Source organism: Halomonas sp. C10-5, from assembly GCF_057169305.1.
This window is the reverse complement of sequence record NZ_CP175665.1, coordinates 3,048,100-3,066,078: the sequence shown is the minus strand read 5'-3', so window position 1 is coordinate 3,066,078 and position 17,979 is coordinate 3,048,100. Positions and strand designations below refer to the sequence as shown.

Genomic DNA, 17,979 nt, shown 5'->3' with positions numbered 1-17,979 from the left:
TCTAGTTGCTCATGGCGTTGGGCAGATAGGTGACGATCGCGGGGAACAGGCTGATCAGCACCACCCCGAGCATCATCAGGAAGAAGAACGGCATGGCAGCCCAGGCGATGGAGAGGATGTTGCGTCCGGTCATGCCCTGGAGCACGAAGAGGTTGAACCCCACCGGCGGCGTGATCTGCGACATCTCCACCACGATCACCAGGAAGATCCCGAACCATATCAGGTCGATACCCGCCGCCTCCACCATGGGCAGCATGATCGAGGTGGTCAGTACCACCACCGAGATACCGTCCAGGAAGCAGCCCAGCAGGATGAAGAACAGTGTCAGCGCGGCGAGCAGCATCCAGGGCGAGAGGTCGAGGGTGCCGATCCAGGCGGCCAGGTCGCTGGGCAGCCCGGTGAAGCCCATGGCGGCGGTCAGGAAGGAGGCCCCGGCGAGGATGAAGGCGATCATCGTCGAGGTACGCACCGCGCCGAGCAGGGCATCGCGGAACGTCGTGCGATCCATGTTGCCCTGGATGCGAGCCAGGAGCAGCGAGAGCACCACGCCCACCGCGGCCGCCTCGGTGGGCGAGGCCAGGCCGGTATAGATGGAGCCGATGACGCCGATGATCAGGGCCAGCATGGGGATCAGGCGGCGCGCACGGCGCAGCTTCTCCGCCAGCGGCAGGCGCTCCTCGGCAGGGGGGACGCGATCGGGATAGCGCCAGGACCACAGCATCAGGTAGAGGCCGAACAGCGAGATCAGCATCAGCCCGGGCAGGATGCCAGCCATGAACAGGCGCGAGATGGACTGGTCGGTGGCCACACCGAAGACGATCAGGATGATCGAGGGCGGGATCAGCAGGCCCAGGGTCGCGGAACCGGCCAGGGTGCCGATCACCAGGCTCTCGTCATAGCCGCGGCGGGTCAGTTCGGGGATGGTCATCTTGCCCATGGTGGCGCAGGTGGCCGCCGAGGAGCCGGAGACCGCGGCGAATAGCCCGCAGCCCACCACATTGGTGTGCAGCAGGCGACCGGGGATGCGCTGCATCCAGGGCGACAGGCCGGTGAACATGTCGTCGGCCAGGCGCGAGCGGAACAGGATCTCGCCCATCCAGATGAACATCGGCAGGGCGGTCAGCTCCCAGCTGTAGCTGGAGCCCCAGATATCCGAGGCCATGACGTCGCCGGTCGGAATCGAGGTGAACTGGGAGAGGCCGATCCAGCCCAGGGCGAGCAGCGAGAAGCCCACCCAGACCCCGCTGCCGAGCAGCAGCAGTAGGGCCCCGAAGAGCACGGTCATCATCAGTAGCATGGTGGTTCTCCGGGGCTCACTCGTGGCCGCTGTCGTCGATGGTGAAGCTATGGGGGTGACGGATCGCTGCGTTCAGCGTCTGCAGCAAGCTCTCGATCAGCACCAGGCAGAACAGCACCACGCCGGTGATCATGGCCGACTGGGGAATCCACAGCGGTATGCTGACCAGGCCATAGGAGGTCTCGTTGAAGGCGATGCTGTCGGCGAGCAGCCAGTAGAGGTTCCAGGCCAGGTAGAGGCACAGGGCCAGGGCGATGGAGAGGCAGAATACCTCGACCCAGGCGCGTGCCGCCGGGGCCAGCCGCCCGATCAGCAGGGTCACGCGGATATGGCCGCCATGCACGAAGGTGTAGGCCAGGCCCAGGAAGCTGGCGCCGACCAGCAGGAAGCCGGAGATATCGGAGAGCCCCGGGATCGCCAGGCCGATGCGCTCGCCGCCGATGGCGGTGGCGATCTGGTCGATGATGCGGCCCACGATCTGGGCGGTAATCAGCAGGCAGATCAGGGTCAGGCAGGCGGCGGACAGGTAGCCGCCGAGGTTGTAGAGGGGACGTAGTCGATAGGTCATGGCGAGTATCCCGTGGACGGTTCAGGATCGCCCCGGCGGCAAGCCGGGGCGGTCGAGTCGGGATTACTCCCGGGCGCTCTGGTAGGCCTCGAGGATCGCCTGACCCTGTTCGCCGGCGCTCTCGACCCACTCCTGGGTCATGGTCTCGCCCACTTCCTTGAGTTTCTCGGCCAGTGCCTCGCTGGGCTCGCTGACCACGATGCCGTTCTCCTCGAGTACGGCGAGGGCGTCGTCGGTCTCCTGGCGGCTCATCTCCCAGCCGCGGGTCTCGGCCTCGGCGGCCGCGTCGAGCACCGCCTCCCGGGTGGTCTCATCGAGGCGAGAGAAGGCCTTCTCGCTGACGATGATCATGTTCTTGGGCAGCCACAGCTGGGCATGGTTGAAGTGGCTCAGGTAGTCCCAGGCCTTGGTGTCGGCGCCGGTGGCCGGGGAGGTGATCATGGCCTCGACACGCCCGGTGCTGAAGGCGGTGGGGATATCGGGGACCTCCACCTGGGTGGGTACCGCGCCGACCAGCTGGGCGATGCGCTCGCTGGCGGTGTTGTAGGCGCGCATGCTCAGGTTCCTGAGGTCATCGCCGCTCTCTACGGCCTGGTTGGTGTAGATGCCCTGGGGCGGCCACGGCACGGCGAACAGCAGGCGCAGGCCCTGCTGCTCGAGCTCCTCGGCGATGATCTCGCGGGAGGCCTCCCAAAGCGTCCACGCATCCTCGTAGCTCGCGGCCAGATAGGGCACCGAGTCCACCTCAAAGATGGGGTTCTCGTTGGCCAGGCGGGACATGATCACCTCGCCCATGGGCACGATGCCGCGGCGTACGGAATTCTTGATCTCGGCATGGCCGATCAGCGAGCCATTGGAATGCACGGTGATATCCAGCTCGCCATCGGTGGCTTCACGCACGTCATCGGCGAATTCGCGGATGTTCACGGTGTGGAAGGTGCGATCGCCGTAGGGCGTCGGCATGTCCCACTCGGTGGCGGCAACGGCGCCCGTGGAGAGGGTGGTCAGGCTGGCGCCCAGGACCGCGGCAGTGGCCAGGCAAGAAAGACGGGATTGGATCGCAGGCATCGAAAGGTCCTCGTTGAGTGTTCGTTGTTGTCCGGGTCACATCGGCTAGGTCACCGACTACGCTCTGAGTGTAGCCGTTGATGATGGGGCGAGGTTAGGTGGCCGCCATTGACTTCGTCAACGTTAACTAGACGAATGGATGATGTGTTATCGGTAAAACGTTGATAAATTCACTGAGAAACTTCGATCAGGAGAGGCCCATGCCGTCACGTCCCTTGCTGCTCAATGCCGATATGGGAGAGAGCTTCGGTCCCTGGGTGATGGGGATGGATCATGAAGTCATGCCCCATGTGGACCTGGCCAACGTGGCCTGCGGCTTTCATGCCTCGGATCCCGACGTGATCCGCATGACGGTGCGGCTGGCGGCACGGCACGGGGTGCGGGTCGGCGCCCACCCTGCCTATCCGGACATGGTGGGCTTCGGTCGCCGTTCCCTGGCCTGTTCCTCCGAGGAGGTGGAGAACCTGGTGCTCTACCAGCTCGGAGCCCTGGCCGGGGTGTGTCGCGCCGAGGGGCTTACGGTGAGCTACGTGAAGCCCCACGGTGCCCTCTACAACGACATGGCGCGTGACCCCGAGATCATGAGTGCGGTGATGAAGGCGATCCTGGCCTTCGATCCAGCCTTGCCGCTGATGACCATGGCGACCCGGGATACCGGTGCGGTAAGAGAATTGGCCGCCGAGCATGGTGTCACCCTGTGGTTCGAGGCCTTCGCCGACCGCGCCTACGACGGCGCTGGGCGGCTGGTCTCGCGGCGTGAACTGGGCGCGGTGCACCATGATCCTGCGGTGATCGTCGACCAGGCGGTGCGTATCGCCAGCGGCAAGCCGTTGATCGCCAGTGACGGCAGCGAACTGATCCTGGCCGCCGACACCCTCTGCGTGCATGGCGACAATCCCGAGTCCATCGCCGCGGTCAAGGCGATCCGCGAGGCCCTGGGCCGACTCGGGGCCGTCGCATGATTCAAGGTGAGCGTTTGCCACGCATCGAGTCGGCGGGCCTCGATGGCTGGATGGTGCGGCTGTTCGATCGCATCGACGAGGTCAACCTGGCGTGGCTCGGCGCGCTGGTGCGGCGTTGCGAGGCCGGGTTCGGCGAGGCGCTGATTGACCTGGTGCCGTCCTACACCACGCTGTTGGTCGTGTTCGATCCGTTGAGGCTCTCTCCGCTGATGGCGCGACAGAGGCTGGAGAGGTTGCTGAGGGACCTGGAGCCCGAGGAGGCGGCCGCCGCGGGTGAGGTTCACGAGCTGCCCACCTGGTATGACCCGAGCGTGGGCCCGGACCTGGAGCGTGTCGCCCGATACGCGGGCATGAGCGTGCAGGCGGTGATCGATTGTCACGCCGGGCAGGAGTACCGCGTCTTCGCCCTGGGCTTCGCGCCGGGCTTCGCCTTCATGGGGCTGCTCGATGAGCGGCTCGAGGTGCCGCGGCTGGATACCCCGCGCAAGAGGGTGCCGGTCAACAGCGTGGCCATCGCCGGCCGGCAGACAGCCGCCTACCCGGCGGTAACGCCTGGCGGCTGGAACCTGCTGGGGCGAACGTCGGCGCGCCTGTTCGACCGCGATCGCGACGGCTTCAGCCTGCTCAAGGTGGGTGATCGCGTGCGTTTCGTGCCGGTGGATCGGGCAACTTTCGAGCAGCAGGGCGGTGATGTTACCCCTGTGGAGGCGTCTCGATGAGTCAAGAGCGTGTTATCGGGTTTCGCGTCCAGCGTGCCGGCCCCTTGGCCCTGCTGCAGGATGCCGGCCGGTTCGGTGTGCGTCGCCTGGGTGTCACCCAGGGTGGCCCGGCCGACCTGCACGGCTGGGCCTGGGCCAACCGCCTGGTGGGTAACGCCTGGGGCTCTCCGGCGCTGGAGGTCACCTTCGGTGGCCTGACCCTGGTGGCGGAGCGTGACCTGACCATCGCGGTGGCCGGTGCCGACCTGGGAGCCACGCTTGAGGGAAGCCCCTTGCCGCCGTGGCAGCCGGTGAGCCTGCGCGAAGGCCAGACCCTGGTATTCGGCGCACCGCGCAATGGCCTGCGTGCCTACCTGGCGGTCGCCGGTGGCTTTCAGGCCGAGCCGGTGCTGGGTAGCGTCAGCTGTGTGGTACGTGAGGGGCTGGGCGGCTTCGATGGACGCGGCGGCAAGCTCGCCGAGGGTGATCGCCTGGCGGTGACCATCGATGCCAGCCGGCGAGTCGAGGGGCGGGCGACTCCTGATCCGGAAAAGCCCGACTACAGTCAATCGGCAACCCTGGCGTTGCTGCCGGGTGCCCAGGTGGCGGATTTCACCGGTGACAGTCTGTTTGCCGCCTTCAACCGCCCTTGGCGAATCGATGATCGCGCCGATCGCATGGGGGTGCGCCTCACGGGGCCGAAGCTGACATGCCGGATCGACTCGCTTATCTCCGAGGGGATCGGGCTCGGGGCCGTACAGGTGCCACCGGATGGCCAGCCCATTGCGCTGCTCAATGATCGTCAGACGATCGGGGGCTATCCGCGCCTGGGGGCGCTGACACCGCTTGCAGCCTCGCGTTTGGCCCAGTGTCTGCCGGGCCAGGAGGTGCGCCTGGCAACCACGACCCACGAGCGCGCCTTGGCTGCCTATCGAGGCTTTCGCGCAGCAGTCGGTGATGCGATCGCCTCGGGTAACTGAGTGGCACCTGGCCGCGCTGGTAGGGGTCCATCGCGGGGGCGAACTGCCCCTTGAATACTTCCGAGGCATCCCCAGATGATGACATGCGGCTCCTTCCCGGGGTCGCCCACGGCTGTCTTGCCGTCGGATCACGAGTTTTGCTGAGACTGATCACGGATACACAGGAGGTGATTGGATGTCAGTCAAGACGTCTGAGCGTACCCTGCAAGAGAGCGTTTACCAGCATGGCGTTGTCGATTCGCCGGACCCACAGAGCCGCGTGAAGAGTGCGCCGCGCCCGGGTGATGACCCCTATCCCACGCGCCTGGCGGAGCCCCTCGACATGCCCTGGCTCAACCGTCGCGAGGCGGTGGTGAAGGGGCGTGCCGAGGATGGCCCCCTTAGCCAGGCGCAACTCGACGAGTTCGACCGCAAGGGCTTCCTGTTCGAGCCCGGTTTCATCGGCGGCGAGGAGCTCGACGAGCTGCGTCGGGAGCTGGCGGCGCTGCTGGAGAATCCCGACTACCGCCATCGCGACTTCAGCATCACCGAGCCCTCCGGCAACGAGCTCCGCTCGCTGTTCGCGATGCACTTCCTCTCCGAGCGCTTCGCCCGCCTGGCCCGCGACGAACGCCTGGTGGGGCGTGCCCGCCAGATCATCGGCGGCGAGCCCTACGTTCACCAGTCGCGCATCAACTACAAGCCGGGCTTCGAGGGCAAGGGCTTCAACTGGCACTCGGACTTCGAGACCTGGCACGCCGAGGACGGCATGCCGGCCATGCATGCGGTGAGCGCTTCCATCGTGCTCACCGACAACCACCACTTCAACGGCCCGCTGATGCTGATTCCGGGCTCCCACCGAGTGTTCGTGCCCTGCCTGGGCGAGACGCCGGATGCCAACCACCGGCAGTCGCTGAAGCAGCAGGAGCTCGGCGTGCCGAGCCGCGAGGCGCTTGCCCGGCTGGTCGAGCGCCACGGCATCGAGGCGCCCACCGGCGCCGCCGGCGGCCTGTTGCTGTTCGATTGCAACGTGCTGCATGGTTCCAATGCCAACATGTCGCCGGACCCGCGCAGCAACGCCTTCTTCGTCTATAACCGGCGTGACAATCGCTGCGTGGCGCCCTTCGCGGCCCCCGGGCGGCGTCCGGCCTTCCTGGCCCACGCCCCCGACGAGGCGTGGTCGCCGGAGGAGTAAGGGCCGCGCGACGGCGGCGTTGTGGCGTGTGCCGCGGGCTGCGGTAGACTGGGAGGTCTGTCGCGCCCGCGGCACGCCTAACGAGAAGGAGAAGATGCGCCATGCGCTTTGTCCCCCGCTTCACCGACGGCCAGGCCTTTCCCGAGCGGCTCGGCAAGGTCGTCTGCGTCGGCCGCAACTACGCCGATCACGCCCGGGAGCTCGATAATCCGGTGCCTAATGAGCCGCTGCTGTTCATCAAACCGGCGACCAGCGCCGTGCCCCTGGAGTCGCCCATCGAGGCCCCCTTCTCGCGGGGTGAGGTGCACTACGAGACCGAGCTGGCGCTGCTGATCGGTGAGGAGCTCACCCACGTCACCGCCGACGAGGCGGAGCGTGCCGTGGTGGGTATCGGGCTGGCGCTCGACCTGACCCTGCGTGATGTCCAGTCGCGGCTCAAGGAGAAGGGGCACCCCTGGGAGATCGCCAAGGCCTTCGACGGCGCCTGTCCGCTCTCCTCCTTCCTGCGGCTCTCCCAGGTGCCCAACTGGAGCGCGCTCTCCTTCACCCTGGAGGTGGACGGCGAGCCGCGCCAGCATGGCGAGGGCGCCGACATGCTCTTCCCGGTGCCGACCCTGCTGGCCGAGATGAGCCGCCACTTCTCCCTGCAGCCGGGGGACGTGGTGCTCACCGGCACGCCCGCCGGAGTCGGCCCGCTGGAGCACGGCAGCGAGCTGCGTTTCACCCTGACCGGCGGCCTGCAGGTGACCACCCGCGTGGTGGAGTAGTGTTAGTCAGTAGGTGTCGCTCGAGGCTTTTCCGGCGACAGATCCCGGAGCGCCGGACCGTCGATGGGGCGCTGTGAACCCGTCCTTGGGCGCTACCGACGCTCTGCTTCGCTCTCGCGTCCTGCTTCGCTTGCAGGACCGGTGCTGGCCATCCATGGCCAGCCCGTTCGAAGCAGTGCTTCTCACCCCTGGCGTAGGACCCCCTCTTCGATCTGTCCCCGGCGCCTTCTCGCTCTACTCTTTTGGCGCAGTCACTCGAGGTAGGTATAGCCCGCCAGCCCCTCTGAGAGATCATCGAGGAAGCGCCGCTGCTCGGCCTCTTCCAGGCCGCTGGCGGCGAGCTGCTCGGCCAGGTTGTGGCGCAGCACCTCGGCGTCGAAGTTGACGTAGCCGAGCACATCGGCCACCCGGTCGCCCTGCTGGATATGGCTCAGGGTCCAGCTGCCGTCGTCGTTGAGGGTGGCGTCCACCGAGTCGGTGTCGCCGAACAGGTTGTGCAGGTCGCCGAGGATCTCCTGGTAGGCGCCCACCATGAAGAAGCCCAGCAGTCGCTCGTCACCCTCCTGCCACTCGGGCAGCGGCAGGGTGGTCTCCACCCCCTGGCCATCCACGTAGCCGTCGATGCGCCCGTCGCTGTCGCAGGTGATGTCCTGAATCACGCCGCGGCGTACCGGCTCCTGATCGAGGCCGGTGAGCGGCATCACCGGGAAGATCTGCTGGATGCCCCAGACGTCGGGCACCGACTGGAACAGCGAGAAGTTGACGAACAGCTTGTCGGCGAGCTTCTCGGCCAGCTCGTCGCCGATCTCGCGGTGCACCCGGTTGCGGGTATCGAGGCGCGCCCGCAGCCGCGCGGAGGCGGCGAAGTAGACCGCCTCGCCCTCGGCGCGGGCGGTGATATCGGTTAGCCCCATGACGAAGCGTTCATGGAGGTCACCCATGGCCTGGACCAGGTCGTGCCAGGCCTCGACCAGGCCACGCTGGTCGGGGGAGGCGCCGAGCAGGTCGTGGACGCGCCACAGTTCGTCGACCTGGGGGTCGCCCTCGACCCGGCGCTCGGGGGAGGCGTCGCTGACCCGCTCCTCACCGATCACGTTGGTGATCAGCACTGCATGGTGGGCGGTGAGCGCACGCCCCGACTCGCTGATCAGGTGGGGCTGGGGCAGGTCATGCTCCTGGCAGGCCAGGCGGAAGGCGTAGACCACGTTGCGGGCATACTCGAGCATCGAGTAGTTGGCCGAGCAGAAGCTGCGTGAGCGGGTGCCCTCGTAGTCGACCCCCAGGCCGCCGCCGACGTCCACGGTGTCCACCGGGGCGCCCAGCTCGACCAGGCTCTGGTAGAAGCGGGCACACTCGCGCAGGGCGCGCTGGATATCGCGGATGTTGGCGATCTGCGAGCCGAGGTGGAAGTGCACCAGCTGCAGGCTGGCCAGGGCGTCAGCCTCGCGCAGCTGCTCCACCACGCTGAGGATCTGGCTGGCGGTAAGGCCGAACTTGGACTTCTCGCCGCCGGTGTTCTGCCAGCGGCCACGCCCCACGGTGGCCAGCCGGGCACGCAGGCCGATACGCGGCTTGACGCCGAGCGCGGCGGCCTCCTCGAGGATCAGCGGCAGCTCCGAGAGCTTCTCCACCACCAGGTAGACGCGATGGCCGAGCTTCTCGCCCATCAGCGCCAGGCGCACATATTCGCGGTCCTTGTAGCCGTTGCAGACGATCAGCGAGGGGCCGTCACCGGAGAGCGCCAGCACGGCGAGCAGCTCCGGCTTGCTGCCGGCCTCCAGGCCGACGCGGTCGCGGCCGCGCTCCGGGGTGGCGAGGATCTCCTCCACCACCCGGCGCTGCTGGTTGACCTTGATCGGGTAGACCGCGGTGTAGCCGCCGTCGAAGGCCTCCTCGGCCATGGCGGTGTCGAAGGCGGCGCACAGCTGTTCGACGCGGTCGTGGAGGATGTCGATGAAGCGCACCAGCACCGGCAGGCGCAGGCCGGCGGCCTTGAGCTCGGCGACCAGGTCGTCCAGCGGCAGGGCGGGACCCTCGGCCTCGCTGCCCTGGGGGCGCACCAGGGCGTGGCCGGAGTCGTCTACGTCGAAGTAGCCGCTGCCCCACTGATCGATGTTCCAGACGCGACGTGCGCGGCGGGCGGGACTTCCCGAACTGGCCATGGGTCGACTCATGAATCAGCCTCCGGCAGGGGCAGCGCATCCTGGTCGATGCGCGCCTTGAGGATGGTGCGGAACCGCTCGGGATCGTGGGGGGTGAGGTCGTGGGCCGGCGGGTCGACGTAGACCACCAGCAGCCGCGAGAGCCAGTAGCGCAGGGCGGTCAGGCGCAGCATCATCGGCCAGGCGTCGCGCTCGGCGGCGGTCAGCGGGCGATGGGCCTGGTAGGCGGCGAGGATGGCGTCATGGCGCTCGGCATTCAGGCGACCGTCTGCATCGCTGGCCCAGTCGTTGATGACGATGGCCAGGTCGAACAGCAGGTCCCCGGTGCAGCCGTTGTAGAAATCGATGATGCCGCCCAGGCGCTCGCCCTCGAACAGGGTGTTGTCACGGAACAGGTCGCCGTGCAGGGCGCCCTGGGGCAGCTCGGGACCATTGCCGAAGAACCCCTGGTAGGTCTCCACCTCGTCCTTCATCAGTGTCTGGTCCTCGGGGGCGAGGTAGACCAGCACCTTGTGGTGCATGGGCAGCAGCCAATGGAGGTCGCGGGGGTTGGGACGGTGGCCGGAGAAGTGCCTGGATACCCGATGCAGGCGTCCCAGGGTCTCGCCCAGGGTGCGACACTGGGCCAGGTCGGGGGCGCTGGGGTGTTTGCCGGGCAGGCGCGGGAAGAGCAGGGCAGGCTTGCCGGCCAGGTCGTGGAGTGCCACGCCGTCGCGGTCGTGCAGCGGTCCCGGCACCGGCAGGCGGTGCTCGTCGAGGTAGTCGAGCAGGTCGACGAAGAACGGCAGCTCCTCGTGTTCGCCCTGCTCGAACAGGGTCAGCACAAGCTCGCGCCGGTCGGTGCTGACGAAGAAGGTGCTGTTCTCGGTGCCGGCGGGAACGCCCTCCAGGGAGACCAGTGAGCCGGCGTCGAAGCGGCTCAGGAAGGCTTCGACCTGGGACTCGGTCAGCGGTGTGAATACGGCCATGTGTCTCTCACCCGGGAATGCCAAGCCGCCTATTGTAGCGACTTGCGAGTGTGATGCACGCGTCGTCTACCTGATCAGAAAGTCTTCAGCACCCATTCGGGCACGGCGATGCGGTCGCCCTCCTGGCGCTCGAAGTTGCCGTCGCCGTCGTGGTCGACCAGGTAGTAGGAGGGGCCGGCAGAGGGGCGGATCTCGATGGCGTAGAGCTCGCCATTGACCCGGTACTCGCGGATGATGCGCTCCTCCTCCTGGCGGATGGTGATGTCCGGCTCGAGGTTCTCGTTGGATTGGGCCAGCGCGGGGGAGGCGGCGGCGAGCGTCAGCCCCAGGGCCAGCAGCAGGGCGGAAAGCGAACGAAGGGCGTTCATGGTGACCTCCAGGCCGCCGGTGGGCGGTGAAATGGTGAGCCTGCCCCCAGTGTAAGGGGTCTCACCGCTTGCGCCCACTGGCCGCGGCAAAACGCCCGCGCAATGCGTATCATGGTTGACCAGAATCATCTTCCGCTCAGCTGCAATGGATGCCTCCATGGCCGATACTCCCATCGTTCTCGTCGACGGTTCCTCCTACCTCTATCGGGCCTTCCACGCCCTGCCGCCGCTGACCACCTCCGAGGGCCTGCCTACCGGGGCGATCAAGGGCGTGCTCAACATGCTCAAGCGGCTGATCAAGGACTATCCGGACAGCCCCATGGCGGTGGTCTTCGATGCCCCGGGCAAGACCTTTCGCGACGAGTTGTTCGAGGAGTACAAGTCCCATCGCCCGCCGATGCCGGATGATCTGCGCGACCAGGTGCAGCCACTGCACGACTGCGTGAGGGCGCTGGGGCTGCCGCTGCTGTGCATCGAGGGGGTCGAGGCCGACGATGTCATCGGCACCCTGGCGCGCCGGGCCACCGAGGCGGGCCGCGATGCGGTGATCTCCACCGGCGACAAGGACATGGCTCAGCTGGTCAATGCCCATATCACCCTGGTCAACACCATGAAGGATGAGACCCTGGACGTGGCGGGGGTGAAGGAGAAGTTCGGGTTGCCTCCGGAGCTGATCATCGACTTCCTGGCGCTGATGGGCGACAAGGTCGACAACATCCCCGGAGTGCCGGGGGTGGGCGAGAAGACGGCACTCGGCCTGCTGCAGGGCATGGGCGGCGGGCTCGACGCCATCTACGCCGACCTGGAGAAGGTCAAGACGCTGGGCTTCCGCGGCGCCAAGACCCTGCCGAAGAAGCTCGAGGAGCATCGCGACCAGGCCTTCCTCTCCTACCAGCTGGCCACCATCAAGACCGACTGCGAGCTGCCGGTGGGACTCGACGATCTGGATATCGCCCATCCGGATCGCGAGGCGCTGCTCGAGCTCTATCGTCGGCTGGAGTTCCGGGCCTGGCTCTCCGAGCTGCTCGAGGGCAGGGACGAGGGCGTCGACGACGCGGCGGGCGGCACCCCGGTGCCGGCCGGGGACGAGGGGGCGACCGGTTCGGAAAGCCGCTCCCCCCGCGAGGACCATGTCATCCTGGCGCAGGCCGACTTCGACGCCTGGCTCGAGCGGCTCAAGGCGAGCACGGCCTTCTGCTTCGACCTGGAGACCACCAGCCTGGACTACATGGAGGCGCAGATCGTCGGCGTGGGGCTGGCGCTGGAAGCGGGGGAGGCCGCTTATATCCCGCTGGCCCACGACTACCTGGACGCCCCCGAACAGCTCGATCGCGATGCCGTGCTCGCCGCACTCAAGCCGCTGCTGGAGGATGGCAGCAGGACCAAGGTCGGCCAGAACCTCAAGTACGATATCTCGGTGCTGGCCGGTTACGGCATCCGGGTGGCGGGGCCGCTCCAGGACACCATGCTCGAGTCCTATGTGCTCGACTCTACCGCCACGCGCCACGACATGGACTCCCTGGCGCTCAAGTACCTGGGGGAGAAGACCGTCTCCTTCGAGGAGATCGCCGGCAAGGGCGCCAAGCAGCTTACCTTCAACCAGGTGGCCCTGGAGCAGGCCGCGCCCTACGCCTGCGAGGACGTCGACATCACCCTGCGCCTGCACAAGGAGCTGCGTCCCCGCGTCGAGGCCGAGGGACGGCTCGCCGAGGTGCTGGAGGCGATCGAGCTGCCACTGGTGCCGGTGCTCTCGCGCATGGAGCGCACCGGGGTGGCACTGGATCCTCAGCGTCTGCACGACCAGAGCCAGGAGCTGGCGAAGCGCATCGACGAGCTGGAGGCGCGGGCCCACGAGCTGGCTGGCCGCGAGTTCAACCTCGGTTCCCCCAAGCAGCTCGGCCAGATCCTCTTCGATGAGCAGCAGATCCCGGTGATCAAGAAGACCCCAAAAGGGGCGCCCTCCACCGCCGAGGCGGTGCTCGAGGAGCTGGCGCTGGACTATCCGCTGCCCAAGGTGATTATGGAGCACCGTGGCCTGGCCAAGCTCAAGTCCACCTACACCGACAAGCTGCCGCGGCTGGTCAACAAGGCCACCGGCAGGCTGCACACCAGCTACCACCAGGCGGTCACCGCTACCGGGCGGCTCTCCTCTAGTGATCCCAACCTGCAGAACATCCCGATTCGCACAGAAGAAGGGCGCAAGATCCGCCAGGCCTTTATCGCCCGGCCGGGTTACCGCATCGTCGCTGCCGACTACTCCCAGATCGAGCTGCGCATCATGGCCCACCTCTCCGAGGACAAGGGGCTGCTCGAGGCCTTCGCCGAGGGGCGTGATATCCACGCCGCCACCGCCGCCGAGGTGTTCGGGGTGGCGCTCGACAAGGTCTCGGGTGACCAGCGGCGCAGCGCCAAGGCGATCAACTTCGGGCTGATCTACGGCATGAGCGCCTGGGGGCTGTCGCGGCAGCTGCATATCGAACGCAACCAGGCCCAGACCTGGATCGAGCGCTACTTCGACCGCTACCCCGGGGTGGCCCGCTACATGGAGCGCATCCGCGCCCAGGCCGCCGAGGACGGCTTCGTCGAGACGGTGTTCGGTCGGCGCCTCTACCTGCCCGAGATCCGCTCCCAGAACCGCGCCCGCCGCCAGGGCGCCGAGCGCACCGCCATCAACGCCCCCATGCAGGGCACCGCGGCGGACATCATCAAGCGCGCCATGATCGATGTGGCCGCCTGGCTGGAGGAGGGCGAGATGGACGCCTGGATGGTGATGCAGGTCCACGACGAACTGGTGTTCGAGGTGGCCGAGGCCCAGGTCGAGGCCTTTATCGAGCAGGTGAAGGCGCGCATGCAGGCCGCCGCCGAGCTCAGCGTGCCGCTGATCGTCGAGGCCGAGAGTGGGGCGAACTGGGACGAGGCCCACTGACCATCAAAAAAACGCCACCGTTAGACGGTGGCGTTTCTGGTTGAAGCGAGGGCCGAAAGGCTTAGCGCCAGCCGACGCGATCGAAGATCTTGATCGCCTCGGGGTTGTTCTCGCCCAGCTTGCTGATGTTGAGGCTGTCCATCTTGAAGTTGCCCCAGGATTCGAGCACCGGATTCTTCTTCACGTCTGCCACCACCGGGAACTCGTAGTTGCCGTTGGCGAAGATCTCCTGGGCGGTGTCGGAGGCCAGGAACTCCAGGAAACGCACCGCGTTCTCGCGGTTGGGAGCCCCCTCGACCACACCGGCACCGCCGACGTTGATATGGGTGCCGCGGTCATCCTGGTTGGGGAAGATCACGCCGACCCGGCGGGCGACCTCGCGATCCGCCTCGTCGTCGGAGTGCAACAGGCGCACGTAGTAGTAGTGGTTGGCCACCGCCAGGTCGCACTCGCCGTTGGCCACGCCCTTGATCTGGTCGGTGTCGCCACCCGCGGGATCGCGGGCCATGTTGGCGACCACGCCCTGGGCCCACTCCTCGGCACCCTCGGCGCCGTGATGCTCGACCAGCGAGGCGAGCAGCGACTGGTTGTAGATATTGTTCGAGGAACGAATGCACACCTCGCCCTCGAATTTCGGGTCGGCGAGCTCCTCGTAGCTGCCGATCTGGCTCGGATCGAAACTCTCGCGGTCATAGAAGATGGCGCGGGCGCGCTGGCTGAAGCCGAACCACAGCCCCTCGGGGTGGCGCATGGCCTCCGGCAGGCGCTCGTTCAGCACCTCGGAATCGACGCTCTGGAAGATCTCCTCCTGCTCGGCGCGCCACAGGCGGCCGGCGTCCACGGTGATCATCACGTCGGCGGGACTGGCCACGCCCTCGCGGGTGATGCGTTCGATCAGCTGATCCGAATCGCCTTCCAGCAGGTTGACCTCGATACCGGTCTCCTCGGTGAAGGCCTGATAGAGCGCCTCGTCGGAGTCGTAGTGGCGCGCCGAGTAGATATTCAACTCGTCGGCGGAGGCGACGGTAGCGAAGGCGGAGCCGGCCAGCGCGACGGCGATGGGAGCGGCGAGACGAGCGTGCTTGATCATCATGACCTCGGTGGTTTCCGGTGGAATGGATGAGTGGAATGATAATACGTTGCATTATTGACACGCCTATTGAAGCCCCGCATGTCGGCGACGTCAAGTGGCCGTGGGCAGATTCCTTGCGCTGAAGCAGGTAATTCGCTGAATGCGAGTCGCTTTCAAACGCATTAGCGCTCACGATCGGTTATGATAAGGGCAACTCCACCGACACGACGTCGAGGGCCCCATGAACCAGAATCTCCAGCAATCGCTCTCCTCAGCCGCACCGGCACTATCGATGCAGGGCATCCACCATGCCTTCGGCAGGCACGAAGTGGTGAAGGGCATCGACCTCGAAGTGCTGCCCGGCGAGGTGGTCTGCCTGCTGGGCCCCTCGGGCTGCGGCAAGACCACCCTGCTGCGCATCGCCGCCGGTCTCGAGAAGCTGCAGCAGGGCCGTGTAGCTCTGGAAGGCAAGGAAGTGGCGCGCTCCGGTGGGCGTCATCTACCCCCCGAGAAGCGCAGTGTCGGCCTGGCCTTCCAGGATTCCGCACTCTTCCCCCACCTCTCCGTGCTCGAGAACGTGACCTTCGGGCTCAAGCACCTGCCGGCGGGGGAGCGCCGTCAACGCGCCCTGACGCTGCTCGAGCAGCTGGGCATGGCGGCTCACGCCGAGAGCTATCCGCACATGCTCTCCGGTGGTCAGCAGCAGCGCGTGGCCCTGGCCCGCGCCCTGGCACCCGAGCCGCACCTGATGCTGCTCGACGAGCCCTTCTCCAGCCTCGATGCGCGACTGCGCGACCAGATCCGTGATGACACCCTGCATGTGCTCAAGAAGGTCGGGGCCGCCACCCTGCTGGTGACCCACGACCCGGAGGAGGCGATGTTCATGGCCGACCGCATCGCGCTGATGCGCGATGGCCATATCGTCCAGGTAGGCACGCCGCGAGAGCTCTACTGCAACCCCAGCGATCCCTTCGTGGTGACCTTCTTCGGTGAGGTGAACGAGCTCTCCGGCGAGGTTCGCGACGGCCAGGTACTGACCCCGGTGGGCCCCGTGGATGCCGGCTGGCTGGCCGAGGGGAGCACCGCACGGGTGCTGGTGCGGCCGGAGGCGCTGCAGGTCGCGGCGCTGGATGCGCCGGCGGAAACGCATAGCCATAGCCATATCGTCATGGCCAAGCTGCTGGGACGCAGTAGCCTGCTGCATATCTGTGCCCATGCTCCCGACGGTGAGGAGGCTCACGTCCACGCTCGGGTGCCGGGGGTCTTCCTGCCTGCCGAGGGCCAGCCCGTGACCCTGCGACTCGACCCCTCCCAGGTATTCGTCTTTCCCTCACTCCCCGCCGGGGCGCGAGCGGCGCATGGCCAGGCTCAGCAGGATCACCGGCACTATGCCTACGACCACGATGGCCAGTGAGGCCGTCGAGGCCTCGGCGAGCCGCTCGTCGGCCGCCAGGCTGTGAGCCCGCACCGCGAGGGTATCGAAGTTGAAGGGGCGCAGGATGATGGTTGCCGGCAGCTCCTTCATCACATCCACGAACACCAGGATGCAGGCCGCCAGCAGGCTGCCGCGCATGATCGGGGTGTGCACGCGCTTGAGGGTGCCGGTGGCAGTCTGGCCCAGGGTGCGTGAGGCGGCGTCCATGCTCGGGGTCACCTTGCCCAGGCTGGCCTCCACGGCATTGAACGATACCGCCAGGAAACGCACCACATAGGCGTAGATCAGGATGAACGCCGAGCCGCTGAAGATCAGTCCGATCACCTCCCCACCGCGCGACAGCAGCCAGGTGTTGATGGTGTTGTCCAGCCAGGCGAAGGGGATCAGGATGCCGACCGCGACCACCGAACCCGGGATCGCATAGCCCATGGCCGAGATGCGCGTGGCAGTGCGGGTCAGCCGGGTATCGTTGAGGCGTACCCCGTAGCTGAGCACCACCGCCAGGGTCACCGCGATCAGCGCGGCGATGCTGGCCAGCACCAGGCTGTTGCGGGCGTAACCGATAAAGCTCGACCCGAACAGCGCGTCGCCCTGCTCGATGGCCAGCTCGGCGAGGATACCGCTGGGAATCAGGAAACCACCCAGGATCGGCAGCAGGCAGGCCAGGAAGGCGCCGGCCGAGGCCCAGCCGCCGAGCTGGAACTCCGGCAGCTGCTGGTAGCGGCTGGAGGTGTGGAAGTAGCGGCGCTTGCCCCGCGACCAGCGCTCCAGCAGCACCAGGGCGATCACGAAGGCCAGCAGGCAGGCGGCCAGCTGGGCAGCGGCGACCTGCTCGCCGAGGCCGAACCAGGTGCGGTAGATGCCGGTGGTGAAGGTATCCACGCCGAAGTACTGCACCGCGCCGAACTCGTTCAGGGTCTCCATCAGCGCCAGCGATACGCCACCCACCAGGGCGGGGCGCGACAGCGGGATCGCCACGCTGCGGAACAGCTGCCAGGGGCCGCGGCCCAGGGTGCGACCCACGTCCAGCATGCACACCGACTGCTCCATGAAGGAGGCGCGCGCCAGCATGTAGACGTAGGGGTAGAGCACCAGGGTGATCAGCGTCGCCGCGCCGCCCAGTGAACGCACCTCGGGGAACCAGTAGTCACCGAAGCTCCAGCCGAACAGGTCGCGCAACCACCCCTGCAACGGGCCGGAAAACTGCAGGAAGTCGGTGTAGGCGTAGGCGATCACGTAGGTGGGTACGGCCAGCGGCAGTAGCAGTGCCCACTCGAACAACCGACGTCCCGGGAAACGGCACATCACCACCAGCCAGGCGGTGCCGGTGCCGATCACCAGGGTACCGAGCCCCACCGTGATCACCAGGAACAGGGTGTTGGCCAGGTAGCGTGGCAGCACCGTGCTGGCCAGGTGCTGCCAGACGCCGCCGGTGGGCATCAGGATATGCGCCAGTACCGCCAGCACCGGCATCGCCACGATCAGGGCGACCCCGAGCAGCAGGGCGGTCCAGGGGGTGAAGGAGGGAATCAGC

General features: G+C 67.0%; 15 protein-coding genes. 7 read left to right on the top strand and 8 right to left on the bottom strand.

From position 1 onward, the window contains the following. Position 1 precedes the first annotated feature (1 nt). From ACJ7IV_RS14315 to ACJ7IV_RS14305, 3 genes are all read right to left on the bottom strand, one after another. Positions 2-1,297 carry a TRAP transporter large permease gene (locus ACJ7IV_RS14315; protein WP_483864952.1) on the bottom strand — a complete coding sequence of 432 codons (1,296 nt, stop codon included), beginning with the start codon at positions 1,295-1,297 and terminating at the stop codon, positions 2-4. A gap of 16 nt (positions 1,298-1,313) precedes the next feature. Continuing rightward, on the bottom strand, positions 1,314-1,865 hold the full coding sequence (locus ACJ7IV_RS14310; RefSeq protein WP_483864951.1) for a TRAP transporter small permease: 552 nt from the start codon (positions 1,863-1,865) through the stop codon (positions 1,314-1,316). A 63-nt stretch (positions 1,866-1,928) separates the two neighbouring features. Further along, on the bottom strand, positions 1,929-2,933 hold the full coding sequence (locus tag ACJ7IV_RS14305; RefSeq protein ID WP_483864950.1) for a TRAP transporter substrate-binding protein: 1,005 nt from the start codon (positions 2,931-2,933) through the stop codon (positions 1,929-1,931). A gap of 200 nt (positions 2,934-3,133) precedes the next feature. On the opposite strand from ACJ7IV_RS14305, the gene ACJ7IV_RS14300 reads away from it, so the two are divergent. The 5 genes from ACJ7IV_RS14300 (at position 3,134) to ACJ7IV_RS14280 (ending at position 7,514) form a co-directional block, all read left to right on the top strand. Continuing rightward, entirely contained in the window at positions 3,134-3,895 is a 762-nt protein-coding gene (locus tag ACJ7IV_RS14300) for a 5-oxoprolinase subunit PxpA (RefSeq protein WP_483864949.1), read from the top strand. Continuing rightward, on the top strand, positions 3,892-4,614 hold the full coding sequence (pxpB, locus tag ACJ7IV_RS14295) for a 5-oxoprolinase subunit PxpB (RefSeq protein ID WP_483864948.1): 723 nt from the start codon (positions 3,892-3,894) through the stop codon (positions 4,612-4,614). Before ACJ7IV_RS14300 ends, pxpB begins: the two co-directional genes overlap by 4 nt. Continuing rightward, positions 4,611-5,573 (top strand): 5-oxoprolinase subunit C family protein, encoded by a 963-nt coding sequence (locus tag ACJ7IV_RS14290; RefSeq protein WP_483864947.1) that lies wholly within the window; start codon positions 4,611-4,613, stop codon positions 5,571-5,573. Before pxpB ends, ACJ7IV_RS14290 begins: the two co-directional genes overlap by 4 nt. A gap of 175 nt (positions 5,574-5,748) precedes the next feature. Then, positions 5,749-6,747 carry an ectoine hydroxylase gene (gene thpD / locus ACJ7IV_RS14285; RefSeq protein WP_483864946.1) on the top strand — a complete coding sequence of 333 codons (999 nt, stop codon included), beginning with the start codon at positions 5,749-5,751 and terminating at the stop codon, positions 6,745-6,747. Positions 6,748-6,848: 101 nt separating this feature from the next. Further along, a complete protein-coding gene (locus ACJ7IV_RS14280) occupies positions 6,849-7,514 on the top strand; it encodes a fumarylacetoacetate hydrolase family protein (protein ID WP_483864945.1) in 666 nt (221 codons plus the stop codon). 251 nt (positions 7,515-7,765) lie between these two features. On the opposite strand, the gene speA is transcribed toward ACJ7IV_RS14280, so the two are convergent. The 3 genes from speA to ACJ7IV_RS14265 form a co-directional block, all read right to left on the bottom strand. Next, positions 7,766-9,688, bottom strand: coding sequence for a biosynthetic arginine decarboxylase (gene speA / locus ACJ7IV_RS14275; RefSeq protein ID WP_483864944.1), 1,923 nt, complete (start codon positions 9,686-9,688; stop codon positions 7,766-7,768). Then, the gene (locus tag ACJ7IV_RS14270) at positions 9,685-10,644 is read right to left on the bottom strand and encodes a homoserine kinase (protein ID WP_483864943.1); all 960 of its coding nucleotides are present in this window, start codon (positions 10,642-10,644) and stop codon (positions 9,685-9,687) included. Before ACJ7IV_RS14270 ends, speA begins: the two co-directional genes overlap by 4 nt. 74 nt (positions 10,645-10,718) lie before the next feature. Continuing rightward, complete coding sequence (locus ACJ7IV_RS14265) at positions 10,719-11,012, bottom strand: DUF2782 domain-containing protein (protein ID WP_483864942.1); 294 nt, start codon at positions 11,010-11,012, stop codon at positions 10,719-10,721. Between the two features lie 157 nt (positions 11,013-11,169). On the opposite strand from ACJ7IV_RS14265, the gene polA reads away from it, so the two are divergent. After that, entirely contained in the window at positions 11,170-13,938 is a 2,769-nt protein-coding gene (gene polA / locus ACJ7IV_RS14260) for a DNA polymerase I (RefSeq protein ID WP_483864941.1), read from the top strand. 61 nt (positions 13,939-13,999) lie between these two features. Here polA and ACJ7IV_RS14255 read toward each other — a convergent pair whose 3' ends face one another. Next, positions 14,000-15,028, bottom strand: a complete 1,029-nt coding sequence (locus ACJ7IV_RS14255; RefSeq protein ID WP_483866599.1) for a Fe(3+) ABC transporter substrate-binding protein — start codon at positions 15,026-15,028, stop codon at positions 14,000-14,002. 223 nt (positions 15,029-15,251) lie between these two features. On the opposite strand from ACJ7IV_RS14255, the gene ACJ7IV_RS14250 reads away from it, so the two are divergent. Beyond that, on the top strand, positions 15,252-16,424 hold the full coding sequence (locus tag ACJ7IV_RS14250) for an ABC transporter ATP-binding protein (protein WP_483864940.1): 1,173 nt from the start codon (positions 15,252-15,254) through the stop codon (positions 16,422-16,424). Here the strand turns inward: ACJ7IV_RS14250 and ACJ7IV_RS14245 are convergent. Further along, positions 16,341-17,918, bottom strand: a complete 1,578-nt coding sequence (locus ACJ7IV_RS14245) for an ABC transporter permease (protein WP_483866598.1) — start codon at positions 17,916-17,918, stop codon at positions 16,341-16,343. The two genes, ACJ7IV_RS14250 and ACJ7IV_RS14245, sit on opposite strands and share 84 nt — an antisense overlap. Between the last annotated feature and the right edge of the window lie 61 nt (positions 17,919-17,979).